General features: G+C 53.3%; 23 protein-coding genes. 10 read left to right on the top strand and 13 right to left on the bottom strand.

Annotation, left to right across the window (positions count from 1 at the left end):
* Positions 1-17: 17 nt before the first annotated feature.
* The 6 genes from FU672_RS01095 to crrC form a co-directional block, all read right to left on the bottom strand.
* Entirely contained in the window at positions 18-1,952 is a 1,935-nt protein-coding gene (locus FU672_RS01095) for an exoribonuclease II (protein ID WP_148241833.1), read from the bottom strand.
* A gap of 88 nt (positions 1,953-2,040) precedes the next feature.
* Positions 2,041-3,027 (bottom strand): CMD domain-containing protein, encoded by a 987-nt coding sequence (locus FU672_RS01090; RefSeq protein ID WP_148241832.1) that lies wholly within the window; start codon positions 3,025-3,027, stop codon positions 2,041-2,043.
* A 152-nt stretch (positions 3,028-3,179) separates the two neighbouring features.
* Entirely contained in the window at positions 3,180-3,968 is a 789-nt protein-coding gene (gene fabI, locus FU672_RS01085) for an enoyl-ACP reductase FabI (RefSeq protein WP_003856831.1), read from the bottom strand.
* Between the two features lie 270 nt (positions 3,969-4,238).
* Positions 4,239-7,334: a multidrug efflux RND transporter permease subunit gene (locus tag FU672_RS01080; RefSeq protein WP_148241831.1), complete on the bottom strand. Its 3,096-nt coding sequence runs from the start codon at positions 7,332-7,334 to the stop codon at positions 4,239-4,241.
* 4 nt (positions 7,335-7,338) lie between these two features.
* A complete protein-coding gene (locus FU672_RS01075; protein ID WP_148241830.1) occupies positions 7,339-8,250 on the bottom strand; it encodes an ABC transporter six-transmembrane domain-containing protein in 912 nt (303 codons plus the stop codon).
* Positions 8,251-8,373: 123 nt separating this feature from the next.
* Positions 8,374-8,784 (bottom strand): colistin resistant protein CrrC, encoded by a 411-nt coding sequence (gene crrC, locus FU672_RS01070; protein WP_148241829.1) that lies wholly within the window; start codon positions 8,782-8,784, stop codon positions 8,374-8,376.
* Between the two features lie 247 nt (positions 8,785-9,031).
* On the opposite strand from crrC, the gene FU672_RS01065 reads away from it, so the two are divergent.
* Together FU672_RS01065 and FU672_RS01060 are read left to right on the top strand one after the other, a co-directional pair.
* A complete protein-coding gene (locus tag FU672_RS01065) occupies positions 9,032-9,736 on the top strand; it encodes a response regulator (protein ID WP_148241828.1) in 705 nt (234 codons plus the stop codon).
* Complete coding sequence (locus tag FU672_RS01060) at positions 9,733-10,797, top strand: ATP-binding protein (protein ID WP_148241827.1); 1,065 nt, start codon at positions 9,733-9,735, stop codon at positions 10,795-10,797. Before FU672_RS01065 ends, FU672_RS01060 begins: the two co-directional genes overlap by 4 nt.
* Here the strand turns inward: FU672_RS01060 and FU672_RS01055 are convergent.
* The 7 genes from FU672_RS01055 to pspF all read right to left on the bottom strand — a co-directional run bounded on the left by FU672_RS01055 (position 10,778) and on the right by pspF (position 18,214).
* Entirely contained in the window at positions 10,778-11,719 is a 942-nt protein-coding gene (locus FU672_RS01055) for an ATP-grasp fold amidoligase family protein (RefSeq protein WP_148241826.1), read from the bottom strand. The genes FU672_RS01060 and FU672_RS01055 overlap by 20 nt on opposite strands.
* Before the next feature lie 149 nt (positions 11,720-11,868).
* A complete protein-coding gene (gene sapF / locus FU672_RS01050) occupies positions 11,869-12,675 on the bottom strand; it encodes a putrescine export ABC transporter ATP-binding protein SapF (RefSeq protein WP_023312051.1) in 807 nt (268 codons plus the stop codon).
* 1 nt (position 12,676) lies between these two features.
* Positions 12,677-13,669 carry a putrescine export ABC transporter ATP-binding protein SapD gene (gene sapD / locus FU672_RS01045; protein ID WP_023335931.1) on the bottom strand — a complete coding sequence of 331 codons (993 nt, stop codon included), beginning with the start codon at positions 13,667-13,669 and terminating at the stop codon, positions 12,677-12,679.
* The gene (sapC, locus tag FU672_RS01040; protein ID WP_148241825.1) at positions 13,669-14,559 is read right to left on the bottom strand and encodes a putrescine export ABC transporter permease SapC; all 891 of its coding nucleotides are present in this window, start codon (positions 14,557-14,559) and stop codon (positions 13,669-13,671) included. Before sapC ends, sapD begins: the two co-directional genes overlap by 1 nt.
* Entirely contained in the window at positions 14,546-15,511 is a 966-nt protein-coding gene (gene sapB / locus FU672_RS01035) for a putrescine export ABC transporter permease SapB (protein WP_024907137.1), read from the bottom strand. The genes sapC and sapB overlap by 14 nt, the downstream gene beginning before the upstream one ends.
* Positions 15,508-17,148: an ABC transporter substrate-binding protein SapA gene (gene sapA / locus FU672_RS01030; RefSeq protein ID WP_148241824.1), complete on the bottom strand. Its 1,641-nt coding sequence runs from the start codon at positions 17,146-17,148 to the stop codon at positions 15,508-15,510. Before sapA ends, sapB begins: the two co-directional genes overlap by 4 nt.
* Positions 17,149-17,236: 88 nt before the next feature.
* Entirely contained in the window at positions 17,237-18,214 is a 978-nt protein-coding gene (gene pspF / locus FU672_RS01025; RefSeq protein ID WP_148241823.1) for a phage shock protein operon transcriptional activator, read from the bottom strand.
* A gap of 166 nt (positions 18,215-18,380) precedes the next feature.
* On the opposite strand from pspF, the gene pspA reads away from it, so the two are divergent.
* The 8 genes from pspA (at position 18,381) to FU672_RS00985 (ending at position 24,854) form a co-directional block, all read left to right on the top strand.
* Positions 18,381-19,049, top strand: coding sequence for a phage shock protein PspA (gene pspA / locus FU672_RS01020; protein ID WP_023617933.1), 669 nt, complete (start codon positions 18,381-18,383; stop codon positions 19,047-19,049).
* Positions 19,050-19,098: 49 nt separating this feature from the next.
* Positions 19,099-19,323, top strand: coding sequence for an envelope stress response membrane protein PspB (gene pspB, locus FU672_RS01015; RefSeq protein ID WP_023312045.1), 225 nt, complete (start codon positions 19,099-19,101; stop codon positions 19,321-19,323).
* Positions 19,323-19,682, top strand: coding sequence for an envelope stress response membrane protein PspC (pspC, locus tag FU672_RS01010; RefSeq protein ID WP_023312044.1), 360 nt, complete (start codon positions 19,323-19,325; stop codon positions 19,680-19,682). Before pspB ends, pspC begins: the two co-directional genes overlap by 1 nt.
* A 12-nt stretch (positions 19,683-19,694) precedes the next feature.
* Positions 19,695-19,919: a phage shock protein PspD gene (gene pspD, locus FU672_RS01005; protein WP_023312043.1), complete on the top strand. Its 225-nt coding sequence runs from the start codon at positions 19,695-19,697 to the stop codon at positions 19,917-19,919.
* A gap of 197 nt (positions 19,920-20,116) precedes the next feature.
* Positions 20,117-21,814 carry a sugar phosphorylase gene (locus FU672_RS01000; protein WP_148241822.1) on the top strand — a complete coding sequence of 566 codons (1,698 nt, stop codon included), beginning with the start codon at positions 20,117-20,119 and terminating at the stop codon, positions 21,812-21,814.
* Positions 21,815-21,828: 14 nt separating this feature from the next.
* Entirely contained in the window at positions 21,829-23,121 is a 1,293-nt protein-coding gene (locus FU672_RS00995) for an ABC transporter substrate-binding protein (protein ID WP_148241821.1), read from the top strand.
* 22 nt (positions 23,122-23,143) lie between these two features.
* Positions 23,144-24,025, top strand: a complete 882-nt coding sequence (locus FU672_RS00990) for a carbohydrate ABC transporter permease (RefSeq protein WP_148241820.1) — start codon at positions 23,144-23,146, stop codon at positions 24,023-24,025.
* Complete coding sequence (locus FU672_RS00985; protein WP_148241819.1) at positions 24,012-24,854, top strand: carbohydrate ABC transporter permease; 843 nt, start codon at positions 24,012-24,014, stop codon at positions 24,852-24,854. Before FU672_RS00990 ends, FU672_RS00985 begins: the two co-directional genes overlap by 14 nt.
* Positions 24,855-24,869 lie beyond the last annotated feature (15 nt).

Raw genomic sequence — 24,869 nt, 5'->3', positions numbered from 1 at the left:
GACAATTGAACCGGTTATCAGGCGACAGGACGCGCGATAATACTGCGGGTTTCCATGCGAACTTCGGCGATAGTGACATCAATCACGTCGGTGACTTTGTAAACTGTTTCACCTTTAATTTGCACGGTACCGTTTTCCTGACTACAGACCATTTCGTCACGAACCGCATGCAGGAACGGCGCAGGAATAAACGCGACAGCACCGTTATCGACCAGGCGGACGCGCATCCCCCCGCGGCTGATATCGATGATCTCTGCGGCGAAACGGGTCTCCGTACCGGCTTTATCCTGCAGGAAGCGTGCGTACAGCCAGTCTCCAACGTCACGTTCCGCCATGCGGTTCAGACGGCGACGATCGGCCATCTGCAGCGTGGTGTCCTCCTGAGGACGGGCAATGGTTTCACCTTTGATAATCGCTTTCAGCAGACGGTGGTTAACCATATCGCCATACTTACGGATCGGCGATGTCCAGGTGGCGTAAGCGTCGAGGCCAAGACCAAAGTGCGGGCCCGGCTCGGTACTGATTTCAGCGAAGGACTGGAAGCGACGAATGCGGCTGTCCAGGAAACCCGATGGCTGTGCGTCCAGTTCGCGGCGAAGCTTGCAGAAGCCCGGCAGCGTCAGTACTTCTTCCGGATCAACGTGCACATCGTGATTCTTCAGCAGGGCCGCCAGCGCTTCGGTATTCGCCGGATCAAACCCGGTATGGACGTTGTAAATGCCAAAGCCCAGTTTGTCGCGCAGCACGCGTGCGGCACAGATGTTGGCGGAGATCATCGCCTCTTCAACGATACGGTTCGCAATGCGTCGCGGTTCGGCCACGATGTCCAGCACTTCGCCTTTCTCGCCCAGAACAAAGCGATAATCCGGGCGATCTTTGAACACCAGCGCATGGGTTTTACGCCACTCGCCGCGGTTCAGGCAGATGCGATTCAGCAGACGGATTTGCGCGGCAATGGCGTCGGATTCAGGTTTCCAGCTCCCGGCATTTTCAAGCCAGTCGGACACGTTATCGTAGGCCAGCTTGGCTTTCGACTCGATGGTGGCGGCAAAGAACTCGATATCGTCTTCAATCGCGCCATCTGCGGCGATAGTCATGCGGCAGGCAAGAACCGGGCGTACTTCATTTGGACGCAGCGAGCAGAGATCGTCTGACAATTCGCGCGGCAGCATCGGAATGTTAAAGCCCGGCAGATAATTGGTGAAGGCACGGATTTTCGCCGCGTCATCCAGCTTGCTGCCTTCGGCAATCCAGGCGGTTGGATCGGCAATGGCGACGGTCAGATGCAGTTTGCCATCGGCGCTCTCTTCAGCGAAGAGCGCGTCATCCATATCTTCGGTGCTGGCGCTGTCGATGGTGACAAATTCCAGCGCGGTGAGATCGCGACGCGTCAGACCTTCGTCCTGCATCTCAGTCGCTACGCCGTTCGGTGCTTCTTTTTCAAGATTGTGGCGTGCCAGCGTGACCCACCATGGCACAAAATGGTCGGCGCCAAAGGTGATGAACTGGGTCAATTCCGCATAAAAACCGCGATCGCCTTTCAGAGGATGACGGCGCATTTCTGCTACGGCCCAGTCACCTTCTTTAAAATCATGCTCAACACCACGGGCGGCGCGGCAGGGAATGGCATCTTTCAGCAGGGGATGATCCGGCACGATAGAAAGACGATCGTCTTTTCTCTGCACCTTACCCACAAAACGGGTCAGGAACGGTTCGATCAGTTCTTCCGGCTCGGCAGACTCTCGGTCCTTCTCGGTATGAATGACGGCCATGACGCGATCGCCATGCATCACTTTCTTCATCTGCGGTGGCGGAATGAAGTAGCTTTTCTGCGCGTCAACTTCAAGGAAGCCAAAGCCCTTTTCCGTGGCTTTTACGACCCCTTCTGCACGCGGCGTCTGGGAATGCAGTTGCTGTTTAAGCTGCGCTAGCAGCGGGTTGTCCTGAAACATAATGTTCTATTTTCGTAGCCATTGAGCGGCTGACAGTTTTACGCGATTCTCACTGTCTCAGCAAGCGGTCTTTGGGTAATTAGTATGGTTATTCCTCTTTACCAAACGCGACTTTCAGACGATTGAGCCAGCCATCAATCGCACTCTGGGTAAGCAGCGTGATGGCATGTTCGCCTGGGAGTCCTTGATCCGTGAGAGGGGTAAACTGCGCGGCGCTGAAGCGGTCCGGAGAGCGTGTCAGCAGTTCGACCGCCGCCGAAAGTGCGGGGGACGTCAGCGGGATCTCTGCGCGGCTGTTTAACAGGATCTCTCCGGTCAGGTCGAGCAGCGACGGCTCATGGCAAAGGACCGGCGTCAGCGCCTCCAGCGCGGGTTCTGCTTGCCAGCGAGACAGCGACTCAAGCTGATGCGCACTCGCATAGCGCAGCTCGACGACAGGCAAAAGCGGCACCCACGCGGCGTGGCGTATGGGCAGTGTATGCGGCTGAATATGATGGCCTGGCAACCAGCGAACAGGGTATCCCAACAGGGCCTGAAAAATCGCGACTACGCGCGCCTGAAAACCGATAAACCCGATAATCTGGTTAATCACCACAATGTCATACGTTGACAGACCAACCTCATCAAGCTGGTTCTGCGCTTTATCATCAATGACATCAGGAGAGCTGGCGAGCTGGCGGGCATACTGCGTAATTTGCGCCAGACGTCGGTTACTTTCGCGCGAGGAGTCCGGGCCGGGAAGCGGGGCGAGGAGGGCGGCGTAATGGTTACAGAGCCGCTGAACGCCACAGGCTTGTGCGACCGTTAGCGCGGTACTGAGTCGATCGTAGGCGCTGAGCGTATGCAGACGGTTCACGGCAATCGAGAGCGGAAACAGCTGGTGGCATAAGGCTCTGGCAGGGGTAAGCCAGCCAGAACAGGCAGCGACAATCTCATCAGGTAAGGCTAAATCGAGCAAAAAACGATCGTCGACGTTAGCGGCTTCGGGCACCAGAGGCAGAACATCTGTCTGCGCGTGGTTTGACTGGGTTTCGTGATACCAGTGGCCTTTGCCGGAAAAACGGCGTTGTTCCATGTGCGTTCCTTGATCTCAAAATGGCGATCAATATCCTGGCGTAAGGCAGATAAAGGGAAAAATATTGTTAGGTGATAACAAATAGCAGAACGGAATAACGAAGGGGTGGTGCGGGAGGAAACTCTCTTCCCGTGCGGGAAGAGAGCCACAGCTTATTTAATTTCCAGCTCGTTCATTGCAGCGATGTTGAAGCCGCCGTCAACGTGAACCACTTCGCCGGAGATACCTGCGGAAAGGTCAGAGCACAGGAATGCTGCAGAGTTACCCACATCTTCAATGGTAACAGTACGACGAATCGGGGTAACCGCTTCGCAGTGTGCCAGCATTTTACGGAAATCTTTAATACCGGAAGCTGCCAGGGTGCGGATAGGACCTGCAGAGATGGCGTTAACGCGCACGCCTTCAGGACCCATTGCATTCGCCATGTAGCGTACGTTCGCTTCCAGAGACGCTTTAGCCAGACCCATAACGTTGTAGTTAGGGATAGCACGTTCAGCGCCCAGGTAGGACAGGGTCAGCAGGGCTGCGCCCGGGTTCAGCATTGCGCGGCAGGATTTCGCCATCGCAACGAAGCTGTAGGAGCTGATGTCGTGAGCGATTTTGAAGCCATCACGGGTAACCGCGTTCACGTAGTCGCCGTCCAGCTGGTCGCCAGGAGCGAAGCCAATGGAGTGAACGAAACCGTCGAATTTCGGCCATGCTTTTGCCAGTTCAGCAAACATACCGTCGATGCTTTCGTCTTGTGCAACGTCACATTCCAGAACAATGCTGGAACCCAACTGCGCGGCAAACTCTTCAACACGGCCTTTCAGCTTGTCGTTCTGGTAGGTGAACGCCAGCTCAGCGCCTTCGCGATGCATTGCCTGTGCGATGCCGTATGCGATGGACAGTTTGCTGGCAACGCCAGTCACCAGAATGCGCTTACCGGAAAGAAAACCCATAGCTTTAATCCTTATATTCATTGCTAATTTTGCCTTGTAATTCATAGCGTTACAGGCAGTATTTCAAAATCATTCGAAATTAGCTCGAAATTATAGCCCACTCACAGCCCCTTGTGTCACGATATTTCTCGCTCTTCTCCGAAGACGCCTGCCCCGAAGAATGCGCCGCGGACTCGCGGGGGCTCAAAATTTCAGCATTCGTCCAGTATATCACCCGACAACAGCTTCGCCTCATCCAACCAGAGAGGAAGCGTGATCCCACAAGGGTATTCACGCTTTCCTGATGTTGTCGATGAAACGCACAATGACGATAAATAAAACCGGTACGAAGAAGATCGCGAGAAGCGTACCGCTAATCATGCCGCCAAATACGCCGGTACCGATGGCATGCTGCGTACTGTCGCTTGCACCACTGGCCAGCATCAAGGGAACAACCCCTAAGGTGAAGGCTAACGAGGTCATCAGAATGGGGCGCAGGCGCTGGCTGGCGGCATGAACGGTTGCCGCCAGCAGAGGTTGCCCTTCGCGATGGAGCTGCCTGGCAAATTCAACAATCAAAATGGCGTTCTTGGCCGACAGGCCGATAAGCGTGATCAGGCCGACCTTGAAGAAAACGTCATTCGTCATGCCCGCAACAGACACCGCGATCACCGCGCCGATAAGGCCCAGCGGAACCACCAGCATGACCGCAAAAGGAATAGACCAGCTCTCATACAGCGCGGCGAGAACCATAAATACGACCAGTATCGACAGGACGATAAGGCCCGGAAGCTGAGACTCCGATTTTCGCTCCTGCAATGAACTCCCGGCCCACTCGCCCGCCATGCCCTGAGGTAAATCTCTGGACAAACTCTCCATAACCTTCATTGCGGTGCCGCTGGATTCTCCCGAGGCCGCACTTCCGGTAATGCGAATAGCCGAATATCCCTGGTAACGCGTCAACTGCTGCGGCGCAACGTTCCAGGAAAGCGTGGCAAACGTCGATACCGGTACCATCTGACCCATCCGGTTTTTCACTGATAACATCAGTATCTGCTCAGGCTGCATTCGGTAGGGCGCATCGGCCTGAATTATCACCTGCTGAACGCGGCCGCTATTCGTATAGTCATTGACGTAATTTGAGCCCAGGGTGACGGAGAGCGTCTGGTTGATTTCATCAAATGAGACGCCCATCGCTTCCGCCTTTTCTCTGTCCACCTGGAGCGCGAGGCTTGTTCCTTCCGGCAGACCGTCTATATACACGTCACTCAGTTCAGGGCGCTGATTAGCGTGCAGGACCAGCGCGTCGGCAGCGCGCTTTAACGCCTCGTAGCCCAGCCCCGCTCTGTCCTGCACGTACCAGGTGAACCCCGAGGAGGTGCCCATATCCGAAATGGCCGGCGGGAGAAGGCTCATCGTGACGGCATCAGAGACGTTCGCCATGCTGGCCTGTATATGGTCGGCTTCGTTCTGGGCCGTCGAGCCCTGCCGGTTTTTCCAGTCCTTCAGCGTGGTGAAGGCCATAGCCGAATTCGGCCCTGAACCTGAAAAACCAAACCCCAGGATCATAATGTTGCTTTCAATATCCGGCCGGGCCGCAATTTCCTCTTCAAACTTTTTAACCACGTTGAGGGTGCGCTGCATCGTGGCATCAGAAGGCAGCTGGATTGAGGACATAAAGTAGCCCTGATCTTCCTCCGGCAGAAAGGACGACGGTAACGAAGACAATCCCAAAAACAGCGCAGCGCAAAGCGCAACGTACAGGAGCAGCATACGTCCGGTTCGCTTCAGAACGGCACCCAGCCCGGCTTCGTAACAGACGGTGAGCGAACGGAAGCGCGCGTTAAACCTGGCCGCGAACCGTCCACTTCCGCTCTTTCCTGCCTTGTGCTGCTTGAGTAACGTTGCGCACAGGGCGGGCGTCAGCGTCAGGGCAAGAAACGCGGACAGCAGTATGGAGACCGCCATGGAAATACAAAATTGTCGGTAGATAATCCCGACGGATCCTTCAGCAAACCCCATGGGGATAAAGACCGCGGTTAGCACCAGCGTGATCCCTATAATCGCCGGGGTGATTTCCTGCATGGCTTGCCGCGTGGCGTCACACGGGGACAGGCTTTTTTCCTCCATCAGTCGTTCAACGTTTTCTACGACCACAATGGCATCATCAACGATAATCCCTATCGCCAGCACCATGCCGAACATCGTCAGAATATTGATGGAGTATCCGCTCAACAGCATCACCGTGAAGGTGCCAAGAAGTGCGACGGGAGCAACAATCGCCGGGATAAGCGTACAGCGAATCTTGTGCAGAAACAGCAGCATAACCAGGAAGACGAGGACCATCGCTTCCACAAATGTCTGAACAACCTTCACGATAGAAAGTTTCACAAACGGCGCGGTATCGAAGGGAACCGTAAACGACATTCCGTCGGGTAACACCCGAGAAAGCTCGTCGATGCGCGCACGCACGCCTGAAGCCGTACTCATTGCGTTGGCACCTGGCGAGAGCTGAATTGCCGCCGCCGTCGCAGGAACCCCGTTTTCGCGGATACCAAAGGCGTAGCTTTGCAGGCCAGATTCAATCCGTGCAATGTCGGACAGTTTCAGGCGGGCGCCGGATGCGTCAGATTTCAGGGTGATATTCCTGAACGCCTCTACCGAGGAGAGTTGTCCCTTTACGGTGATGGGATACGTTACCCCTTGTCCTTCAGATGCTGGCTCATCTCCCGTTTTACCGGGCGAAACCAGGGCATTTTGCTGACCAACGGCGGTAAGAACATCACTTACCGAAAGCCCATAGCTATGGAGCTTCATGGGATCCAGCCAGATGCGCAGCGCTTTTTCGCCGCCAAACAGCTGAACTTTCCCTACGCCGGGCACGCGACGAAGCTCGTCGCTGACGTTTCTGGCAAAATAGTCGCTTAAATCGGCTTCCTCAAATTGACCTGTCGTGGACTTCAGCCCCACCATCATTAAAAAGCCAGAATTAGCGGCCTCGACGTTAATGCCGTTTTGTCTTACCGCCTGAGGCAGACGAGGCTCGACGATCTTAATCTGATTCTGCAGGTCCATCTGCGCCAGCTTGATGTCCGTGCCCGGTTTAAACGTGACGGTAATCGATGCCGAACCGGTTGTGTCACTGGATGATTCAAAGTAGAGCAAATTATCTACGCCAGAGATTTCGCGCTCGATTAACGACACCACCGACGTATTCATGATGTCGGGGCTGGCCCCCGGGTAACTGACGGAAATAATGATTCCCGGCGGTGCCACCGCCGGATACTGCGCAACCGGTAAACGGGGAATAGACAGGAGTCCCGCCAGAACGATAAAAAGCGCCACAACCCAAGCGAAAACGGGACGTTCAATAAAAAAATGAGGCATTAAATTAACGTCCAGTTACGTGAATTTCATCATCAGTGGATACGCGTTTACCGATATCCCTGAGCTGCGAAAATTTCTCAAGAAGCTGCGGTGCGTCATCGAGGCTCGTCGCGAACATCCACATGTAGGTCATCACGGAATAAATATGCCCGGCGGTGATGCTGGTTGAGCGCGTCATCCAGACGATGGTCAGTGTAAAAAGTGCGGCAACAAGTACGCCAACCCACAAATAGCCCCACGCCTCGCGGTCAGATAGTGCGATACGTAAACGCGCCAGCGTGGCGTAATGTCGGTGAAGGGTCGCCGTGCCAGCCTTATGAACATAATCCACTTCTTTTTCCAGCCGATTATTCAGGTGCATGAATAGCCATTCATTTTTACGGGCATATCCGGAGACAAATCCGAGCAGGATAAATACAATCGCAAAGCACATGACGCCGGCCCAAAATTCAATAAACAGCAACATGATGGCGGCACCAAAAAGTGAGCTCAGCGATGTAATCAGCAGGGGAAGGTGCATTTCAAAGAAATCCACATATTCGCGCGAGAGCGTGACTCTGGCGGCGATTGCCGAATGGTTTAGCTGATATTTGCGCTGTGCCAGGACGACGGATACCGCGAGTCCGGCATAAATGCGTGCAAACGTGCGCGTGTCGATGCTCCGTCTGGCCGCGCCGATGAACCACATACAAAGTACCATCAGGCCATACAGCGCGGCGTTAAGCGTCTCACCTGCGAGGATGGCATTTATCGCGATGCCTGCCAGAACGGGATAAAGTAAAAAAGTCACGTTTTCGGCCACCACCAGGAAGAAGGTGACAGCCAGTTTTTTTCGGTGCCGTATCGCGAGTTTTTTAAGCGAGTGCATCACACCGGCAGGTTCAGAAGAACGAAGATTATTATTACGGTTTATCATTATGGGTAAGTCGTGTCAGACTTTTCAGTGAGTTATTTTTGTGCAAAAAAATGAGATCGAGAGTCTACCGCGAGCCTGTTTAGCGGAAATGAGCGGTTTATGGAGGTGGTGTGGAGCAACGACTCAAATCATTCTCATAATGAGGTACAGCGGTGCTCCGCCAAAAAAAATGATCAAATAACACTCGTAGTAAAAGATCAGGTCCTCGATATCGGGCATCGCGTTTAACAGCACGGTGAACGTAATAATGAGATAAACAAAAATCACTATTAGCCAGAAGGCGATGACAAGCAGCTCAGTCAACGCGCCAGCTTTATTTTGGGTCATCAGAGAGACCACCGATAATGCGATACATCCATAGATGATGGGTGAAGAGAGCAGCGTCGAGGCGACTTTTTCATCCATTCTGTGCACCAGTACCAGCCAGATATAAAGTAATCCCCATGACAGCAGCAGAAACAGGGAATATATGCCCAGTTTTTTAGGTGAGAAATATTTAGAAAGTTCCATGTTCATTATTTCAACCAACTTCATAAAATCTTTAAGAAACAGTGGTAATTTGCAACGCCCAATGCACAAAAGGTTATGCCTCAATAGCGATTTTGAACGGACATTGTCGAGTCTTTATTGACTGAATGTGTAGGCTGTGTGGAGTAATAACCGGGCATTTAAATTACCCGGGAAATTTTCGTGACCACGGCACTTTTTCGCGGAGGCTGTGTCTTATTGTGCTAAAGATATCTGATAGCGTGCTCAAAGGGATTTCACCCACGGAGATAAAATGCACAAAAATACGCTGATCCTTATTGTTGAAGATGAAGACGAAATCGCCGATATACTGATGAGCTACTTAGAGCGTTCGGGAATGAAAACGCTCAGAGCCAGGCAGGGGGAGCAGGCAATAACGCTTAATCGCCTCCATAAACCGGATCTCATATTGCTGGACATTCACCTGCCCGTATGTGACGGCTGGAGTGTACTTACTACGCTTCGTCAGGAAAGTTCTGTCCCCGTTATTATGGTTTCCGCTCTCGATCAGGATGTCGATAAACTCATGGGGCTGAGACTGGGCGCGGATGATTACGTGATCAAACCCTTCAACCCTTCTGAAGTTGTCGCACGGGTTGAGGCGGTGCTGCGCAGGACAAAAACCGCGCTTCAGCAGGCGGGTTCCCTGCCGCTCAGAACGCCATTTATTACGGTCTATCCGGATGACTTCTATGTGGAAGTCACCGTGGGCGAAGAGGTTATCTCCCCGGTATTAACCACGACCGAATTTAAATTACTTACCTGGCTGGTGAGATATCCGCGAAAGGTCTGTTCCCGCGAAGAGTTACTCAACGCGTGTCTGCCGGAAGGTGATACGCTCGACAGAACGGTCGACAGCCATATGAGCAAGTTGCGTAAAAAACTGGAGCTTGCCGGCCTTTACGGTGTTCCCGAGAGCATCAGAGGCATGGGTTACCGGCTTGGGGAAAAGAAATGAATAAAGAGTCTGTCCTGAGTCGTCAGATCTTAACGTCTATGCTGTTGCTGACGTTTACGATAATTGCTATCGCCATACTGGGCTCCTGGTTTTTTTACTCCTTTATTCTGGATCACCTCCCGGGCGGTGCTGCTGCGGGCGATGATGAGCAGATGACAATGTGGGACTGGGTATGGATTGGGACCGCGACAGCTATCAGTCTGATTATTGCACTCTTTTTTACGGTCAAACTTTCATCGCGAATCCTTACCCCGCTAAATGCGGTAGCGTCCAGCCTGAAAAAGATTTCTCAGGGCGATCTGGACGCCCGGGCATTCTGCGCCAGTTCCCGGCTTGGTGAGATCAATCATCTGGTCACGGATTTCAATGAAATGGCAGAAAAATTACAAACGCTGGATATTCAGAGGAAATCCTGGAATGCCGCTATTGCGCATGAGCTGAGAACCCCGGTCACGATCTTACGCGGACGGCTTCAGGGGTTAGTTGACGGTGTTTTTACCCCGGGCCCGGTGCTGTTTAATAATCTTCTCAAACAGACGGAAGGGTTAACCCGTCTGATTGAAGATCTCCGGGTTATTAGTTCGGATGGCGGGGCAGGATACACGTTATACCAGTCCAGAACGGATCTAAAAGGGACGATACAGGATGCACTCGATACATTCATGCCCGAGTTCAACCGTAAGGCATTTACCGTCAATACAGACCTGAGGGACCAGCAATGCGTATTCGATCCGCTACGCATCAATCAGTGTCTGACCGTTTTATTTGACAATGCCTTACACTATTCAACCTCGCGCAAACTCATCGTGAAAAATGGCGTTTCTGATAAAGGCAATTATATCCTTATTCAGGACGGGGGACCGGGCATCCCCAGGGAGTTTCATGATTTCTTATTTCAGCCCTTTCAGCGCGATAATGGCGCCAGATATTTGAACCCGGAAGGCTGTGGTTTGGGCTTGTCGGTGGTAAAAGCCATCATGCTGGCTCATGGTGGCGATGTTACCTATACCTTATCGACGCAAAACCACTCGATATTTAAACTCACCTGGCCCGACTCGTGAGTTTCAGCGGCAGGTCAAATGCGCCTGCCGGCGATAAATGCCATATTTTTCCTAACCTGGCATCCCATTCCTGCGGGGTAATCGTCAGTTTACCGCGTCTCGGGCTTAAGGTTATTTCACTGAAATAGATTTCATCTTTTTTTAGCATAAGGTCAACGCGACAGTAGTCAATTCCTTCCGCCAGCTCCTGGGAGGCCAACAATGCCTGGCGGAACAAGACCGGTTCGCCTGGATCTGCTGAAGTATTCGGATATTCCATCTGGAAGGGTTGTAAGTTCCAGTACCTATCATAAACGTTGATAAAACCTTTGCCGTTATCATCCGTAAAATCCGCTTCAACATAGTGGGCAGCGCCATGAAAGCAATGGATCCTCAGCATTTCGGGCGTTGTGTTCCTGTCAGCATCATCGAAGAGATCGACAAACGGCTCGCAAAGTATACTCGGTGTAATATTTTTGTACTGCCATTCACGCGTGGTGTAGTACAAATTTTTCTTTAACGCGAGACTCAGTTTTTTACACGCTTCCCTGTCATTAAATTGCGCTTTGTTTGTACATATTATTGTGCTACCACTGTCATGGTTGCACTTAAGGACGAATTTGTCAGGGAGTACTGAAAAATCAATCTGTGACGTCCTGGTATAAACGCCAATTAATGGCACTGTTTTTACGCGCGTTGTTCTGGAGGAAACGTATGCCCGAACGGCGAGTTTATCGGCAAGCATCGTGTAGAAGTTATTATGGTCATAAACCAGACGATGACATATTTTTTCACTCAACGTAGTGGGTGATTTAATGTCAGGGGTTTTCCCGGATGTTTTCCTGAGCCTCACAGTATGAAAGTGCAGGTCTGTCATTACAAATGAACGGCATTTTCTGATGAGATACTCGGTGTATTTTAGAACATAAGTGGTGGTGTTCATTTCTTCTCCTCCGTAATGTCCGAATATTCTGGAGAAGAACTGTTGATTTATTTTGCTTAGAATATGGAGCAGGAGTGGAGATGAAAAAGTTAAAGGATTAAACAGCGTGTAAAAGCTATTTAATCCTTATTGAACAGTGCAACGTTTGTTTAACGGTCTTTGCGCCATGCATCGGCGGTTAATGCTTCACCGAAATGACCGGCTATCAGTCGTTTTGTCAGCTCATGAAGCGGGGAGGCCATTACATCCGCCGTGCTGCCGCGCTCGACAACTTCTCCCTGATGCATGACCATCACCTGATCGCTGATGTGCTTCATCATTCCCAGATGTTGGGTGACGTAGATATACGAGATCCCCTGTTTTTCCTGCAATTCCAGCATCAGGTTAATCAGCTGCGAGCGCATCGACATATCCAGCGAGGCCAGCGCTTCATCTGCAATGATCACTTTTGGCCGCAAAATCAGTGCACGCGCCAGACCCAGACGCTGTTTCTGGCCGGGGGCCAGCATATGCGGGTAGTAGCTTTCGTGATCCGGTAACAGCCCAACCATACGCAGGGTTTCAAATACGCGCTTACGACGCGCCTCTGGCTCCAGGTCGGTGTTCAGACGCAGCGGAAAATCGAGGATCTGCGAAATGCGCTGGCGTGGATTAAGCGAGGTAGACGGATCCTGGAAGATCATGCGGATGCGCTGGCTGCGGAAAGAGTAATCGCCGAACGTCAGAGGATGATCGTCAATCAGCACTTCGCCTGCAGTCGGTTCAACCATACCGGCGAGCATTTTCGCCAGGGTGGATTTCCCGGAACCGTTCTCACCGATGATCGCCAGGGTCTGTTTTTCACGCAGCGTAAAGCTCAGCGGTTTCACCGCGTCGACAGTCTGACGATGAAACAGCCCCGTGCGGTAGCGAAAGGTCTTACTCAGGTTGCGAACTTCCAGTAAGGTTTCGACCATTTCACTCTCTCTCCATGTTCAGCGGGAAATGACAGGCGTAAAGATGATTTTTGGCCCCGGTCAGGCGTGGCGTCTCGATACATTTACGCTGCGCATAAGGGCACCGCGGCCCCAGACGACAGCCTATCGGCAAGGATTCCAGCAGCGGAATCGCCCCTGGCAGGGTATTCAGGCGGCTCTTATGCGGCATAGCGCTGCCAAAATCCGGAATGGCGCGGATAAGCGCCTGCGTATACGGATGATGCGGCGCGTTGATCAGATCTTCACTCGGCGCGGTTTCGACCGTTTGCCCGCAGTACATCACGTCAATTTTATCCGCCCATTTGCTGAGCATTTGCAGGTCATGGCTGATCAGCAAAATGGTGGTGTTGTTATTCTGGTTGAGACGCGACAGCAGGCGGAAAATTTGCGCCTGCGTGGTGGGTTCCATCGCGTTGGTGGGCTCATCCGCAATCAGCAAACGCGGCTGATTTGCCAGCGCGATGGCAATCATCACTTTCTGACATTCGCCGTCGGTCAGCTCATAAGGGAAGCTGCGCATCGCATCTTTGTGATCTTTGATCCCGACGCGGTGTAAAAGCTCGATGGCACGACGCTTACGCCAGCCAACGCGTTGCCACCAGCGGCCTTTATAGGTCCAGCCGGGAATGTTCTGCATGAGCTGTTTGCCCACGCGTTCGGACGGGTCGAGACAGGACTGCGGCTCCTGGAAAATCATCGAGACGTTATGCCCGACCAGCTTACGCCGCTCGCGGGGGGAGAGGCGCAGCAGATCGATATCATCAAAACGCATACGGTCTGCGGTCACGCGCCAGTTGTCTTTCGCCACGCCGCAGATAGCTTTGGCAATCAGGCTTTTTCCTGAGCCGGATTCACCCACCAGCCCGCGAATTTCACCCTCCGCGAGGGTGATGCTGATGCGATCGACGGCTTTAACCCAGCCTTCACCGGTTTTGAATTCGATGGTGAGGTTGCGAATATCAAGAAGCGGCATTATTGCTCCCCCGCGTTAATTGCACGGCGAATACCGTCGCCCAGCAGGTTGATCAGCAGCACGCTCACCATAATGGCCGCACCCGGCAGCATGACCGTCCACGGTGCTACGTAGATTAACTCCAGCGCGTCGCCGAGCATTGCACCCCATTCAGGCGACGGCAGCTGCGCACCAAGGTCGAGGAAGCCGAGTGCAGCGATGTCCAGGATCGCCATCGACAGGGCACGGGTGATCTCAGTGACCAGCCCGGCGGCGATGTTAGGCAGCACGGCAAACCACAGAATGTTGGAGGTCGTCGCGCCGTCCAGACGCGCTGCGACGACATACTCTTTTTCCAGCTCATCATGCACCATGCTGTATACCGAGCGCACGATGCGGGGCAGGATAGCCAGCCAGACGGCGAACATGGCATGCGACAGATGCGGACCGGCAAAGGCAACAACAATGATCGCCAGCAGCAGAGACGGAATCGACAGCAGCGTATCCAGAATGTGGTTAAGCACCGCGGAGCGCAGGCCATGCGTGGATCCCGCAAAAATACCGAGCGCCACCCCACAGATCGTTGCCGCGAGCGTCACCACAAATGCACCGCCCACTGTCGGGGCTGCACCGCTCAGCAGACGGCTCAACACGTCACGTCCGAGGTCGTCAGTTCCCAGGAAGAAAGAGACTTCGCCGTAGCGCGACCAGGACGGCGGCAGCAGCTGATAGCCAAGGAACTGCTGGTCGATGCCATACGGCGCAAACCATGAGCCGAAGACGCACAGCAACACCAGGCCGGCGCAGCCATAAAGGCCGATCATTGCCGTAGTATCACCATAGAATTTACGCCACACGGTGCGCAGCACACCGGGCGTGCGCTTTTCACTGTATACGCTATCGTAAGGCATACCATTCCTTATGCTTCAATGGGTTGGCCATAGCACCCAGAATATCGGACAACACGTTAACAATAATCACCAGCGAACCAATCACCATGACACCCGCAGAAATAGCGGCGTAGTCCTGCTGGCGGATGGCGTTAATCAGCCATCGCCCGAGGCCAGGCCAGCTAAAGACCATCTCGGTGATCATTGCCAGCGTCAGCATGGTGGAAAACTGCAATCCCAGACGCGGAATCACCGGCGGCAGCGCGTTGTGCAGGACGTTGCGGCGCAGTATGGTCAGGCGTGACAACCCGCGCGTGGCGGCGGCTTTGACATAGTTCTGGTCAAACACCTCAATGGTGCTCAGGCGCATCAGGCGGATCACTTCGGTTGTTGGCGCAACCGCCAGCGTCAGCACCGGCAATACCATATGGCGCAGGGCGCTGACGATCATCTCGTGGCGCCACACCGAATCGGACAGCCACGCGTCAATGATGGCAAAACCCGTCACCGTTTTAACCGTATAGAGCAGGTCAAAACGACCCGAAACCGGCAGCCAGCCCATCGTCAGCGAGAAGAAAAGCGTCAACAGAAGCGCCAGCCAGAATACCGGGATGGAGAAGCCGAACAGGGCGAGGGCGCTGATAAACTTATCCTGCCATTTGTTGCGATAGATCCCGGCCAGCATGCCCACGGGAATGCCAACCATCAGAGCAAAGCCGAAGGCCAGAATGCACAGCTCCATCGTGGCCGGGAACACCTCTTTCAGCTGCTGGGAAATCAGCTGACCGTTAATGCTGGACACGCCGAAATCCCAGTGCAGTAGCCCGTTAAACCAGAAGAGCCAGGCATCCCACAGCGACGACCCCTGGAGCGGGGCGTGGGGCGTGAAATAGCTCAGGCTGAAGCCGACAAAGTTCAGGAAAAAGAGCGTCACCAGCAGCAAAAGGAGCCGACGTAAGGTAAAAATAATCATGGTTTTTTCACCTCTTGTTCTTTTTCACGCGACACGCCGGCGAACGAGGCGTTGCCGAACGGGCTCAGCACCAGACCTTTAATATCATAACGATAGGCCTGAAGACGCAGGGAAGAGGCCAGCGGCAGCACCGGCAGTTCCTGGGCAAGGATCTTCTGCGCTTCATCATAGGCGTCGATACGTGAGGCCAGCTGTTGGGAAGCCAGCGCTTTTTGCAGCACGGCGTCAAACTCCCGGTTACACCAGTGGGCGTAGTTGGTCTGCGAGTTTATCGCCGCACAGCTCAGTAGCGGCCGGAAGAAGCTGTCCGGATCGTTACTGTCGGTCGCCCAGCCGGTCAGGGTTAAATCATGGTTCATGTCCATCAGGCGCGCCTCCTGGAAACGGCCCTCAACCGGTACGATGATCACTTTGACGCCGATCTGCGCCATATCCGCCTGCAGCAGTTCGGCAGTCTTGAGCGGGCTGGGGTTCCACGCCTGGGAACTGGTTGGCACCCAAAGCTGCAGCGTCAGGTTTTCCGCCCCCAGCGCTTTCAGCTGTTCACGCGCTTTTGCCGGATTGTATTCCGTAATTTTAGCCTCACCGTCATAGGCCCACGAGGCGCGCGGTAAAATTGAGGCGGCGGTTTCCGCCGTACCGTAGTAGATCGACTGCATCAAACGCTGGTTGTTAATCGCCAGCGCCAGAGCGTGACGAACGGCAGGGTTATTCAACGGCGGCTTATCCGTGTTAAAGGCCAGATAAGCGATATTCATACCGGGGCGTAAGGTCAGACGCAGGCGCGGATCGTCGCGCAAAATGGTGAGCTGGCTGGCAGCGGGCCAGGCGAGCACGTCACATTCCCCGGTGAGCAGTTTCGACAGACGTCCTGTTCCGCCTGAACCGAGATCGACCACCACCTGCGGCATCAGCGGGGTGCCGCGCCAGAAATGCTCATGGCGCTGCAGACGAATATATTGCCCGGCGCGGTATTCGGCCAGCTGGAACGGACCGGTGCCGACCGGCTGACGATCGAGTAACTCCTGACGATCTTTTTTCGTCAGGTTCGCCGCATATTCAGCGGACATGACTGACGCATAGTGGGTCGCCAGGTGCCAGAGGAAGGAGGCATCCGGACGCGTCAGGGTAAATTCTACCGTTCGGTTATCCAGCTTACGCACGCTTTTGACGGTGTCGGCAAACTGCAGGCTGTCGAAATAGGGGAAGTTGCTGCCGTTAACGTTATGCCACGGGTGGCTGCGGTTAAAGATGCGCTGGAAGGTGAAGACCACGTCATCCGCGTTTAGCTTGCGCGTGGGGGTAAACCACGGTGTGCGCTGAAACGCGACGTCATCGCGCAGATGAAAACGGTAGGTTGCGCCGTTATCCAGCACTTCCCAGCTTTCCGCAAGCTCAGGCACCAGACGGTAGGTGTAAGGGTCGACGTCAAGCAGACGATCGTAAAGCTGCGCGGCAAGAGTATCCACAATCAGGCCGCTGCCCGCTTTTTGCGGGTTGAAGGTATCCACCTGGCCGCTTACGCAATAGACGAAGCCGCTGTCACGAATGTCAGGCTGCGGAATTTGCCCGGGCGCAGCAAAGGCCAGGCTGCTAAACAGACCGAGTGCAAAAAAGGACGATAAAACCAGACGCATAATTTTTAAGGTTTTTAGATTCGATCTGCAAAGTGTATCGCACTTACGCCTGCTTCGTAAAAATGTCTGCAGGTAAGTGCTGATATTGTCAGCGCATTTGATGCTTTTTAAGCAATGCCCTTAACTGATGGTAGGTCAGACCCAGCAGTTCAGCCGCCCGTTTCTGGTTATATTTCGCCGTCTTCAGGCTTTGCTCCAGCAACTGTTTCTCCTGGTCGTTCTGGAACTGGCGTAAATCAAGGGGGAGAGTAGGGACATCGCCTGAAGACGTTGGTGCGGACAGCGGCGCTGCGCTGCGTCGAAAAGGATCGATAATGATGTTGTCAAGCTCGGTCTCGCTGCTGCCGTGGCGATAGACGGAACGCTCCACGACGTTTTTCAGTTCGCGGATATTTCCCGGCCAGTGGTAAGCAAGCAGCGTTTCCTGGGCATAATCGCTGAAGCCGGGGAACAGCGGCAGCCCGAGCTCGCGGCACATCTGAATCGCAAACTGTTCTGCCAGCAGCATGATGTCGCTTTTTCGCTCGCGCAGGGGAGGAAGCTGAACGACATCAAAGGCCAGGCGGTCAAGCAGGTCGGCACGGAATTTCTCCTCCGCCACCATCTCCGGCAGGTTGGCGTTAGTGGCACACACCAGGCGCACGTTAACCTGCAGCGGCTGGCTACCGCCGACGCGTTCCAGCTCGCCGTACTCAATCACGCGCAGCAGTTTTTCCTGTACCAGCATGGGCGCGGTGGCCAGTTCATCAAGAAATAGCGTACCGCCGTCGGCGCGCTCAAAGCGTCCGGGATGGCGTTTCTGGGCACCGGTAAACGCGCCCGCTTCATGGCCGAAGAGCTCGGTATCGAGCAGGTTTTCATTCAGCGCCGCACAGTTAAGGGAAATGAAGGGGCCATCCCAGCGCCCGGATAAGTAATGCAGACGGTTAGCTATCAGCTCCTTCCCCGTTCCGCGTTCACCGATGATGAGCACCGGTTTATTGAGCGGCGCCAGGCGAGAGACCTGTTCCAGCACTTCGAGAAAACTGTTTGCTTCACCGAGTAAATTGTCTTTGTATCCAGGCATGATGAAATTAACCACTCCTTAGCGATATTCACCAGGCAAGAATAGTTCTTCACTGGATGAAAATCAATCAGTCTCAGTGAAATCAACAAGATAAAAAGTTGGCATGATGTTTGTATTATCTGTACAGCAGGGCATAGCCCGATAACAGAACTATGAGGATTAGATTATGGGTATTTTTTCTCGTTTTGCCGACATCGTGAACGCCAACATCAACTCACTGCTTGAGAAAGCGGAAGATCCGCAGAAGCTGGTACGTCTGATGATTCAGGAGATGGAAGACACGCTGGTTGAAGTGCGTTCTACCTCCGCCCGCGCGCTGGCGGAGAAAAAACAGCTTACGCGTCGTATTGAACAAGCTACCGCTCAGCTGAACGAATGGCAGGAAAAAGCGGAACTTGCGCTGCGCAAAGACAAAGAGGATCTGGCCCGTGCGGCGCTGATCGAAAAACAGAAGCTGGCTGATATGGTCGCTACGCTTGAGCATGAAGTGACCCTGGTGGATGACACGCTCACCCGTATGAAGAAAGAGATTGGTGAGCTGGAAAACAAGCTGAGCGAGACCCGCGCGCGTCAGCAGGCGCTGACCCTGCGTCACCAGGCAGCAAGCTCTTCCCGCGACGTGCGTCGTCAACTGGACAGCGGTAAGCTGGATGAAGCGATGGCGCGTTTTGAATCGTTTGAACGTCGTATCGACCAGATGGAAGCGGAAGCCGAAAGCCACGGCATCGGTAAGCAGAAATCGCTGGATCAACAGTTCGCAGACCTGAAGGCCGATGATGAAATCAGCGAACAGCTGGCGGCACTGAAAGCCAAAATGAAACAAGACAACCAATAATAATTCCTGCGGCACCTGAGCGTGCCGCATCGTAAGACAAGGAGTACACATGAGCGCGCTTTTTCTGGCCATTCCCCTGACAATTTTCGTGCTGTTCGTTTTGCCGATTTGGCTGTGGCTGCACTACAGCAACCGTTCTTCACGGGGCGAACTTTCCCAGAGTGAACAACAGCGTCTGGTACAGCTCTCTGATGAGGCGAACAAAATGCGCGAGCGCATTCAGGCGCTGGAAGCCATCCTGGATGCTGAACATCCAAACTGGAGGGACCGTTAATGTCTGGACTGAATCTGAACAAAAAATTGTGGCGTATTCCACAGCAGGGCATGGTGCGCGGCGTTTGTGCCGGACTGGCCCATTATCTTGATGTCCCGGTAAAACTGGTGCGCGTGGTCGCGGTGCTATCGATCTTCTTCGGTCTGGCGTTTATTACCCTGGTGGCATACATCGTCCTGTCGTTTGTCCTTGACCCGATGCCGGAAGGGGAACTGGCTGCGGAGGGTGCCCCCACCAGCAGCGATCTTCTCAATGCCGTTGATGAGCAACTCGCCGCCGGTGAGAAGCGGCTACGGGAAATGGAACGCTATGTCACGTCGGATACCTTTACGCTGAGAAGTCGTTTTCGTCAGCTTTAAGAGAGAGATGAGATGAAACAACACTGGCAACAGGCCGGTCAGAAGGTAAAACCCGGCCTGAAAATCGCAGGTAAACTGGTCCTGCTGACTGCGTTACGGTTCGGCCCGGCAGGTGTGGCGGGTTGGGCGATTAAATCCGTTGCCCGCAAGCCGGTCAGAATGGTGCTGGCCGTGGCGCTCGAACCGCTGTTGCAAAAGGTGGCAAAACGGCTTTCCCGCCGCTACTTATCCCAATAATTCCCGCTGGCGTTAGCCCTTTCCCTTCCGGGAGAGGGACTGGCGACGGTTAATCGCATTTTCTCTTTTCCCCGTTCTTTCTTTGCGGCAGCTCACAATATTGTGCTGAGCTGCTTTGCAATCACCTTTTTCTCCTTCCCGGTCCGTTGACAGATATTTTTCATGGGAGTAGATTGCCATTTCGTGGGACCGCTACCATGGAAAATGAAATGAAGGCAAAAATTAAAGAACTCATTAATCTTGTTTACGGGGAAACCTTTTCTGAAGCCCATCTTAATGTGCTACTGGAAAATATTGGAAAGGCCGCTTCTGTTATTACAGAAAAACGTAAAACGGCCTGGGATGAAAAAGATGTTGTTCTGATTACCTATGCCGATCAGTTTTCAGCGAAAGGGGAGAAGGCGCTGCCGGTTTTTACACGTTTTTATAACAAATGGCTCTCTCATTCTTTTTCTCATGTCCATCTTTTACCTTTTTATCCGTGGTCTTCGGACGACGGGTTTTCTGTTATTGATTATCATGAGGTTGCACCTGAAACGGGTACATGGCGAGATGTTGCTGAATTAAAACAGTCAACCAGTTTAATGTTTGATTTCGTATGCAACCACATGTCAGCCAAAAGCAAATGGTTCGCTAATTACCTTAAGCAAACGCCTGGGTATGACGATTTCTTTATTTCTGTCGATCCTGAAACAGACTTATCCGCGGTGACGCGTCCGCGTGCCTTACCGCTTCTTACGCCTTTCACGCTGAATGATGGCAGCGTGCGGCACCTGTGGACCACCTTCAGTGAGGACCAGGTTGATCTCAACTTCGCCTCTCCGCAGGTGTTGATTGCGATGGTGGACGTGCTGCTGCATTACCTGATTGAAGGGGCGCGATACATTCGTCTGGATGCTGTGGGCTTCATGTGGAAAATACCCGGAACAAACTGCATCCACCTTGAGCAAACCCACCAGCTCATCCAGCTTTTCCGCGCCATTACCGAGGCTGTCGCCCCGGGGACGGTGATTATCACCGAGACGAACGTTCCGCATAAAGATAACGTTGCTTACTTCGGCGACGGTGAAAATGAAGCGCAGATGGTTTATCAGTTCTCTTTGCCCCCGCTGGTGCTGCATGCGGTGCATTGTCAGGACGTCCGGACGCTGAGCCAGTGGGCAGCGTCGCTGACGCTGCCTTCCACGAAAACCACCTGGTTTAACTTCCTGGCCTCGCATGACGGGATTGGTCTGAATCCGTTACGCGGCATTTTACCTGAGTCGGAAATCCTCTCACTGGTGGAGAAACTTCAGGCTGAAGGGGCATTGGTTAACTGGAAAAATAACCCGGATGGTACACGCAGTCCTTATGAAATTAATGTGACCTATCTGGATGCATTAAGTACGCGTGACAGCCTTGATAGCCATCGGATTTCCCGATTTATTCTGGCGCATGCCGTCCTCCTGAGCTTCCCCGGCGTGCCTGCGGTTTATATCCAGAGTATTCTCGGCTCGCGTAATGATTATGCAGGTGTTGAACGCCTGGGATACAACCGCGCGATAAATCGTGAAAAATACACTGCGGGACAAATTGATAGCGTACTTGAAGATAAAAACAGTCTGCGTTCTCAGATCTATTGCGCATTAAGCCAGTTAATCGCGCTGCGTCGGGCGGAAAAAGCATTCCATCCTGACAGCGAGGCTTATTTTAGTGCGCCATGCGAACATGTTTTAAAAATCGTTCGCGTGGCGGGGTCTGGTGAGAAAATAACGGCGCTATTTAATTTCAGTGATGGCATTCAAACGGTGCAAACTGATATTCAATCCGGAACGGAGTTGATTGCCGGAGAAGATATTACAGATAAAACGTTGACCCTACATCCATGGCAGGTGTTGTGGATTAAAGAAAACTAAAAAGGACCTTAAAAATGAAAATGCCCAGAATTGTGCTGATATCAGCACTGGTTTCGTGCGCCTTGTTATCAGGTTGCAAGGATGACAAAAAGTCTGCTGTCACCATTGAGTTTATGCACTCATCAGTCGAGCAGGAGCGTCAGGCGGTTATCACGAAGCTGATCGAAAAATTCGAGAAAGAGAACCCTGGCATCACGGTGAAACAGGTGCCGGTAGAAGAAGATGCCTACAACACCAAGGTCATTACGCTCGCCAGAACGGGCGCGCTGCCTGAGGTGATTGAAGTCAGCCATGACTACGCGAAAGTCATGGACAAGGAACAGTTGCTGGATCGCAAAGCTATTGGTGAAGCCATTAAAGCGGTAGGTGAAAACACCTTCTATGACGGCATCTTGCGTGTTGTTCGTACGGAAGACGGTTCTGCCTGGACGGGTGTGCCAGTCAGTGCCTGGCTATCCGGCGTCTGGTATCACAAAGATGTGCTTGCTGCGGCGGGTATCCAGGAGCCACGTAACTGGGAACAGCTGCTGAAAGCCAGCCAGAACCTTAACGACCCGGCCAAAAAACATTACGGCATTGCGCTGCCCACCGCGGAAAGCGTGATGACAGAGCAGGCATTCTCCCAGTTTGCCCTTTCCGGCGGCGCGAACGTTTTTGATGCCAAAGGGAACGTCGACATCGATACCCCTGAAATGGCGAAAGCCCTGGCGTTTTATAAAGCCCTGGCCGCGACCACCATGCCGGGTTCAAACGACGTCATGGAGATCAAAGATGCCTTCATGAACGGTTCTGCGCCGATGGCGGTCTACTCCACCTACATCCTGCCAGCGGTATTCCAGGACGGAAACCCTGCAAACCTGGGCTTCGTCGTCCCAACAGAAACATCTTCTGCGGTTTACGGCATGGTCACGTCGCTGACGATCACCACCGGTCAAACCGAAGATGAAACGCAGGCGGCTGAAAAGTTTGTGACCTGGATGGAGCAGGCTCAAAACGCAACCGACTGGGTCATGATGTCACCTGGCGCGGCACTGCCGGTGAATAAGCTGGTGGTGGGCACCGATGCCTGGAAAAACAACGATGTGATTAAAGCGTTTGGGCAACTGCCTTACGAACTGATTGCGCAGTTCCCGAACGTGCAGGTGTTTGGCGCCGTGGGCGACAAAAACTTCACACGCATGGGCGATGTAACCGGGTCCGGCATCATCAGTTCCATGGTGCATAACGTCACGGTGGGGAAACAAGATCTCAGCAACACGCTTAGCGACAGCCAGAAGCGACTGGCTGATCTGATTTCACAACGATAGGAGCGCTCTGCGGAAGGAAATTATGAAGACGTTGTTTTCTGGTCGTTCAGATATGCCTTTCGCCATGCTGCTGTTGGCCCCCAGCCTGATTTTGCTGGGGGGCCTGGTGGCCTGGCCAATGATTTCCAATATTGAAATCAGTTTCTTACGACTGCCGCTTAACCCGCGCATTAGCGCTGTGTTTGTCGGGCTGGATAATTACATTCGCATCCTCAGTGATGCAGCATTCTGGCACTCGCTGTGGATGACGTTCTGGTACACCGCGCTGGTGGTGATCGGCAGTACGGGGTTGGGGCTGGCTGTTGCGATCTTCTTTAACCGTGAATTTCGTATGCGGAAAACGGCACGTTCACTGGTGATTTTGTCCTACGTCACCCCGTCAATTTCGCTGGTGTTTGCATGGAAATACATGTTCAACAACGGCTACGGCATTGTGAACTATCTGGGCGTTGACCTGCTGCATCTGTATGAGCAGGCACCCCTGTGGTTCGACAATCCTGGCAGCAGCTTTGTACTGGTGGTGCTGTTCGCCATCTGGCGTTACTTCCCGTACGCGTTCATTTCGTTCCTGGCGATATTGCAGACCATTGATAAGTCGCTGTATGAAGCGGCTGAAATGGACGGCGCGAATGCCTGGCAGCGTTTTCGAATCGTTACGCTGCCCGCGATTATGCCGGTGCTGGCAACGGTGGTGACGCTCCGCACTATCTGGATGTTCTACATGTTTGCGGATGTCTACCTGTTGACGACCAAGGTCGATATTTTGGGCGTCTACCTCTACAAAACGGCATTCGCTTTCAATGATTTGGGTAAAGCTGCGGCGATCTCCGTCGTGCTGTTCGTAATCATCTTCGCGGTGATTCTGCTGACCAGAAAAAGGGTAAACCTCAATGGCAACAAATAAACGCGTACTGAGCCGTATTGGTTTTTATCTGGGGCTGGCGGTGTTTCTGGTCATCACGCTGTTCCCGTTCTTCGTGATGCTAATGACGTCGTTTAAGAGTGCGAAAGAGGCGATATCGCTTAACCCGACCATATTGCCGCAGGCGTGGACGCTGCAGCATTACGTCGACATCTTTAACCCGCTGATTTTCCCGTTTGTGGACTACTTCAAAAACAGCATGGTGGTGTCGCTGACCTCCTCGGTGATTGCCGTGTTTCTCGGCACGCTGGGGGCTTACGCCTTGTCCAAACTGCGTTTTAAGGGCCGCACGACGATCAATGCGAGTTTTTATACCGTCTATATGTTCTCCGGGATATTGCTGGTGGTGCCGCTGTTCAAAATCATCACTGCTCTTGGGATCTACGACACTGAGATGGCGCTGATTATCACCATGGTGACCCAAACGTTACCGACAGCGGTGTTCATGCTGCGCAGCTATTTCGACACCATCCCGGACGAAATCGAAGAAGCCGCGATGATGGACGGCCTTAACCGCCTGCAAATCATCTTTCGCATCACCGTGCCGCTGGCGATTTCCGGCCTCGTATCGGTGTTTGTCTACTGCTTCATGGTGGCGTGGAACGACTACCTGTTTGCGTCCATTTTCCTGTCCAGCGCCAGCAATTTCACCTTGCCGGTCGGGCTGAACACGCTCTTTAGCACGCCAGATTATATCTGGGGTCGCATGATGGCGGCATCGCTGGTGACGGCGCTTCCGGTGGTCATCATGTACGCCCTGTCTGAACGTTTTATTAAAAGTGGTTTGACCGCCGGTGGCGTGAAGGGCTGAGGCGGCCAATTTTAA

Origin of the sequence: Enterobacter asburiae (genome assembly GCF_008080435.1) — a bacterium.
GTDB lineage: Bacteria > Pseudomonadota > Gammaproteobacteria > Enterobacterales > Enterobacteriaceae > Enterobacter > Enterobacter asburiae_C.
This window is presented reverse-complemented; position numbering and strand designations above follow the sequence as displayed.

Excerpts from the sequence above, each read along its gene's own strand:
- fabI (WP_003856831.1), bottom strand. The coding sequence starts at position 3,968 with ATGGGTTTTCTTTCCGGTAAGCGCATTCTGGTGACTGGCGTTGCCAGC.
- FU672_RS00990 (WP_148241820.1), top strand. The coding sequence starts at position 23,144 with ATGAAGACGTTGTTTTCTGGTCGTTCAGATATGCCTTTCGCCATGCTG.
- FU672_RS01000 (WP_148241822.1), top strand. The coding sequence starts at position 20,117 with ATGGAAAATGAAATGAAGGCAAAAATTAAAGAACTCATTAATCTTGTT.
- FU672_RS00995 (WP_148241821.1), top strand. The coding sequence starts at position 21,829 with ATGAAAATGCCCAGAATTGTGCTGATATCAGCACTGGTTTCGTGCGCC.
- pspF (WP_148241823.1), bottom strand. The coding sequence starts at position 18,214 with ATGCCTGGATACAAAGACAATTTACTCGGTGAAGCAAACAGTTTTCTC.
- sapC (WP_148241825.1), bottom strand. The coding sequence starts at position 14,559 with ATGCCTTACGATAGCGTATACAGTGAAAAGCGCACGCCCGGTGTGCTG.
- FU672_RS01095 (WP_148241833.1), bottom strand. The coding sequence starts at position 1,952 with ATGTTTCAGGACAACCCGCTGCTAGCGCAGCTTAAACAGCAACTGCAT.
- pspB (WP_023312045.1), top strand. The coding sequence starts at position 19,099 with ATGAGCGCGCTTTTTCTGGCCATTCCCCTGACAATTTTCGTGCTGTTC.
- FU672_RS00985 (WP_148241819.1), top strand. The coding sequence starts at position 24,012 with ATGGCAACAAATAAACGCGTACTGAGCCGTATTGGTTTTTATCTGGGG.
- FU672_RS01090 (WP_148241832.1), bottom strand. The coding sequence starts at position 3,027 with ATGGAACAACGCCGTTTTTCCGGCAAAGGCCACTGGTATCACGAAACC.
- sapB (WP_024907137.1), bottom strand. The coding sequence starts at position 15,511 with ATGATTATTTTTACCTTACGTCGGCTCCTTTTGCTGCTGGTGACGCTC.
- pspA (WP_023617933.1), top strand. The coding sequence starts at position 18,381 with ATGGGTATTTTTTCTCGTTTTGCCGACATCGTGAACGCCAACATCAAC.
- FU672_RS01055 (WP_148241826.1), bottom strand. The coding sequence starts at position 11,719 with ATGAACACCACCACTTATGTTCTAAAATACACCGAGTATCTCATCAGA.
- sapA (WP_148241824.1), bottom strand. The coding sequence starts at position 17,148 with ATGCGTCTGGTTTTATCGTCCTTTTTTGCACTCGGTCTGTTTAGCAGC.
- sapF (WP_023312051.1), bottom strand. The coding sequence starts at position 12,675 with ATGGTCGAAACCTTACTGGAAGTTCGCAACCTGAGTAAGACCTTTCGC.
- pspC (WP_023312044.1), top strand. The coding sequence starts at position 19,323 with ATGTCTGGACTGAATCTGAACAAAAAATTGTGGCGTATTCCACAGCAG.
- pspD (WP_023312043.1), top strand. The coding sequence starts at position 19,695 with ATGAAACAACACTGGCAACAGGCCGGTCAGAAGGTAAAACCCGGCCTG.
- sapD (WP_023335931.1), bottom strand. The coding sequence starts at position 13,669 with ATGCCGCTTCTTGATATTCGCAACCTCACCATCGAATTCAAAACCGGT.
- crrC (WP_148241829.1), bottom strand. The coding sequence starts at position 8,784 with ATGAAGTTGGTTGAAATAATGAACATGGAACTTTCTAAATATTTCTCA.
- FU672_RS01075 (WP_148241830.1), bottom strand. The coding sequence starts at position 8,250 with ATGATAAACCGTAATAATAATCTTCGTTCTTCTGAACCTGCCGGTGTG.
- FU672_RS01065 (WP_148241828.1), top strand. The coding sequence starts at position 9,032 with ATGCACAAAAATACGCTGATCCTTATTGTTGAAGATGAAGACGAAATC.
- FU672_RS01080 (WP_148241831.1), bottom strand. The coding sequence starts at position 7,334 with ATGCCTCATTTTTTTATTGAACGTCCCGTTTTCGCTTGGGTTGTGGCG.
- FU672_RS01060 (WP_148241827.1), top strand. The coding sequence starts at position 9,733 with ATGAATAAAGAGTCTGTCCTGAGTCGTCAGATCTTAACGTCTATGCTG.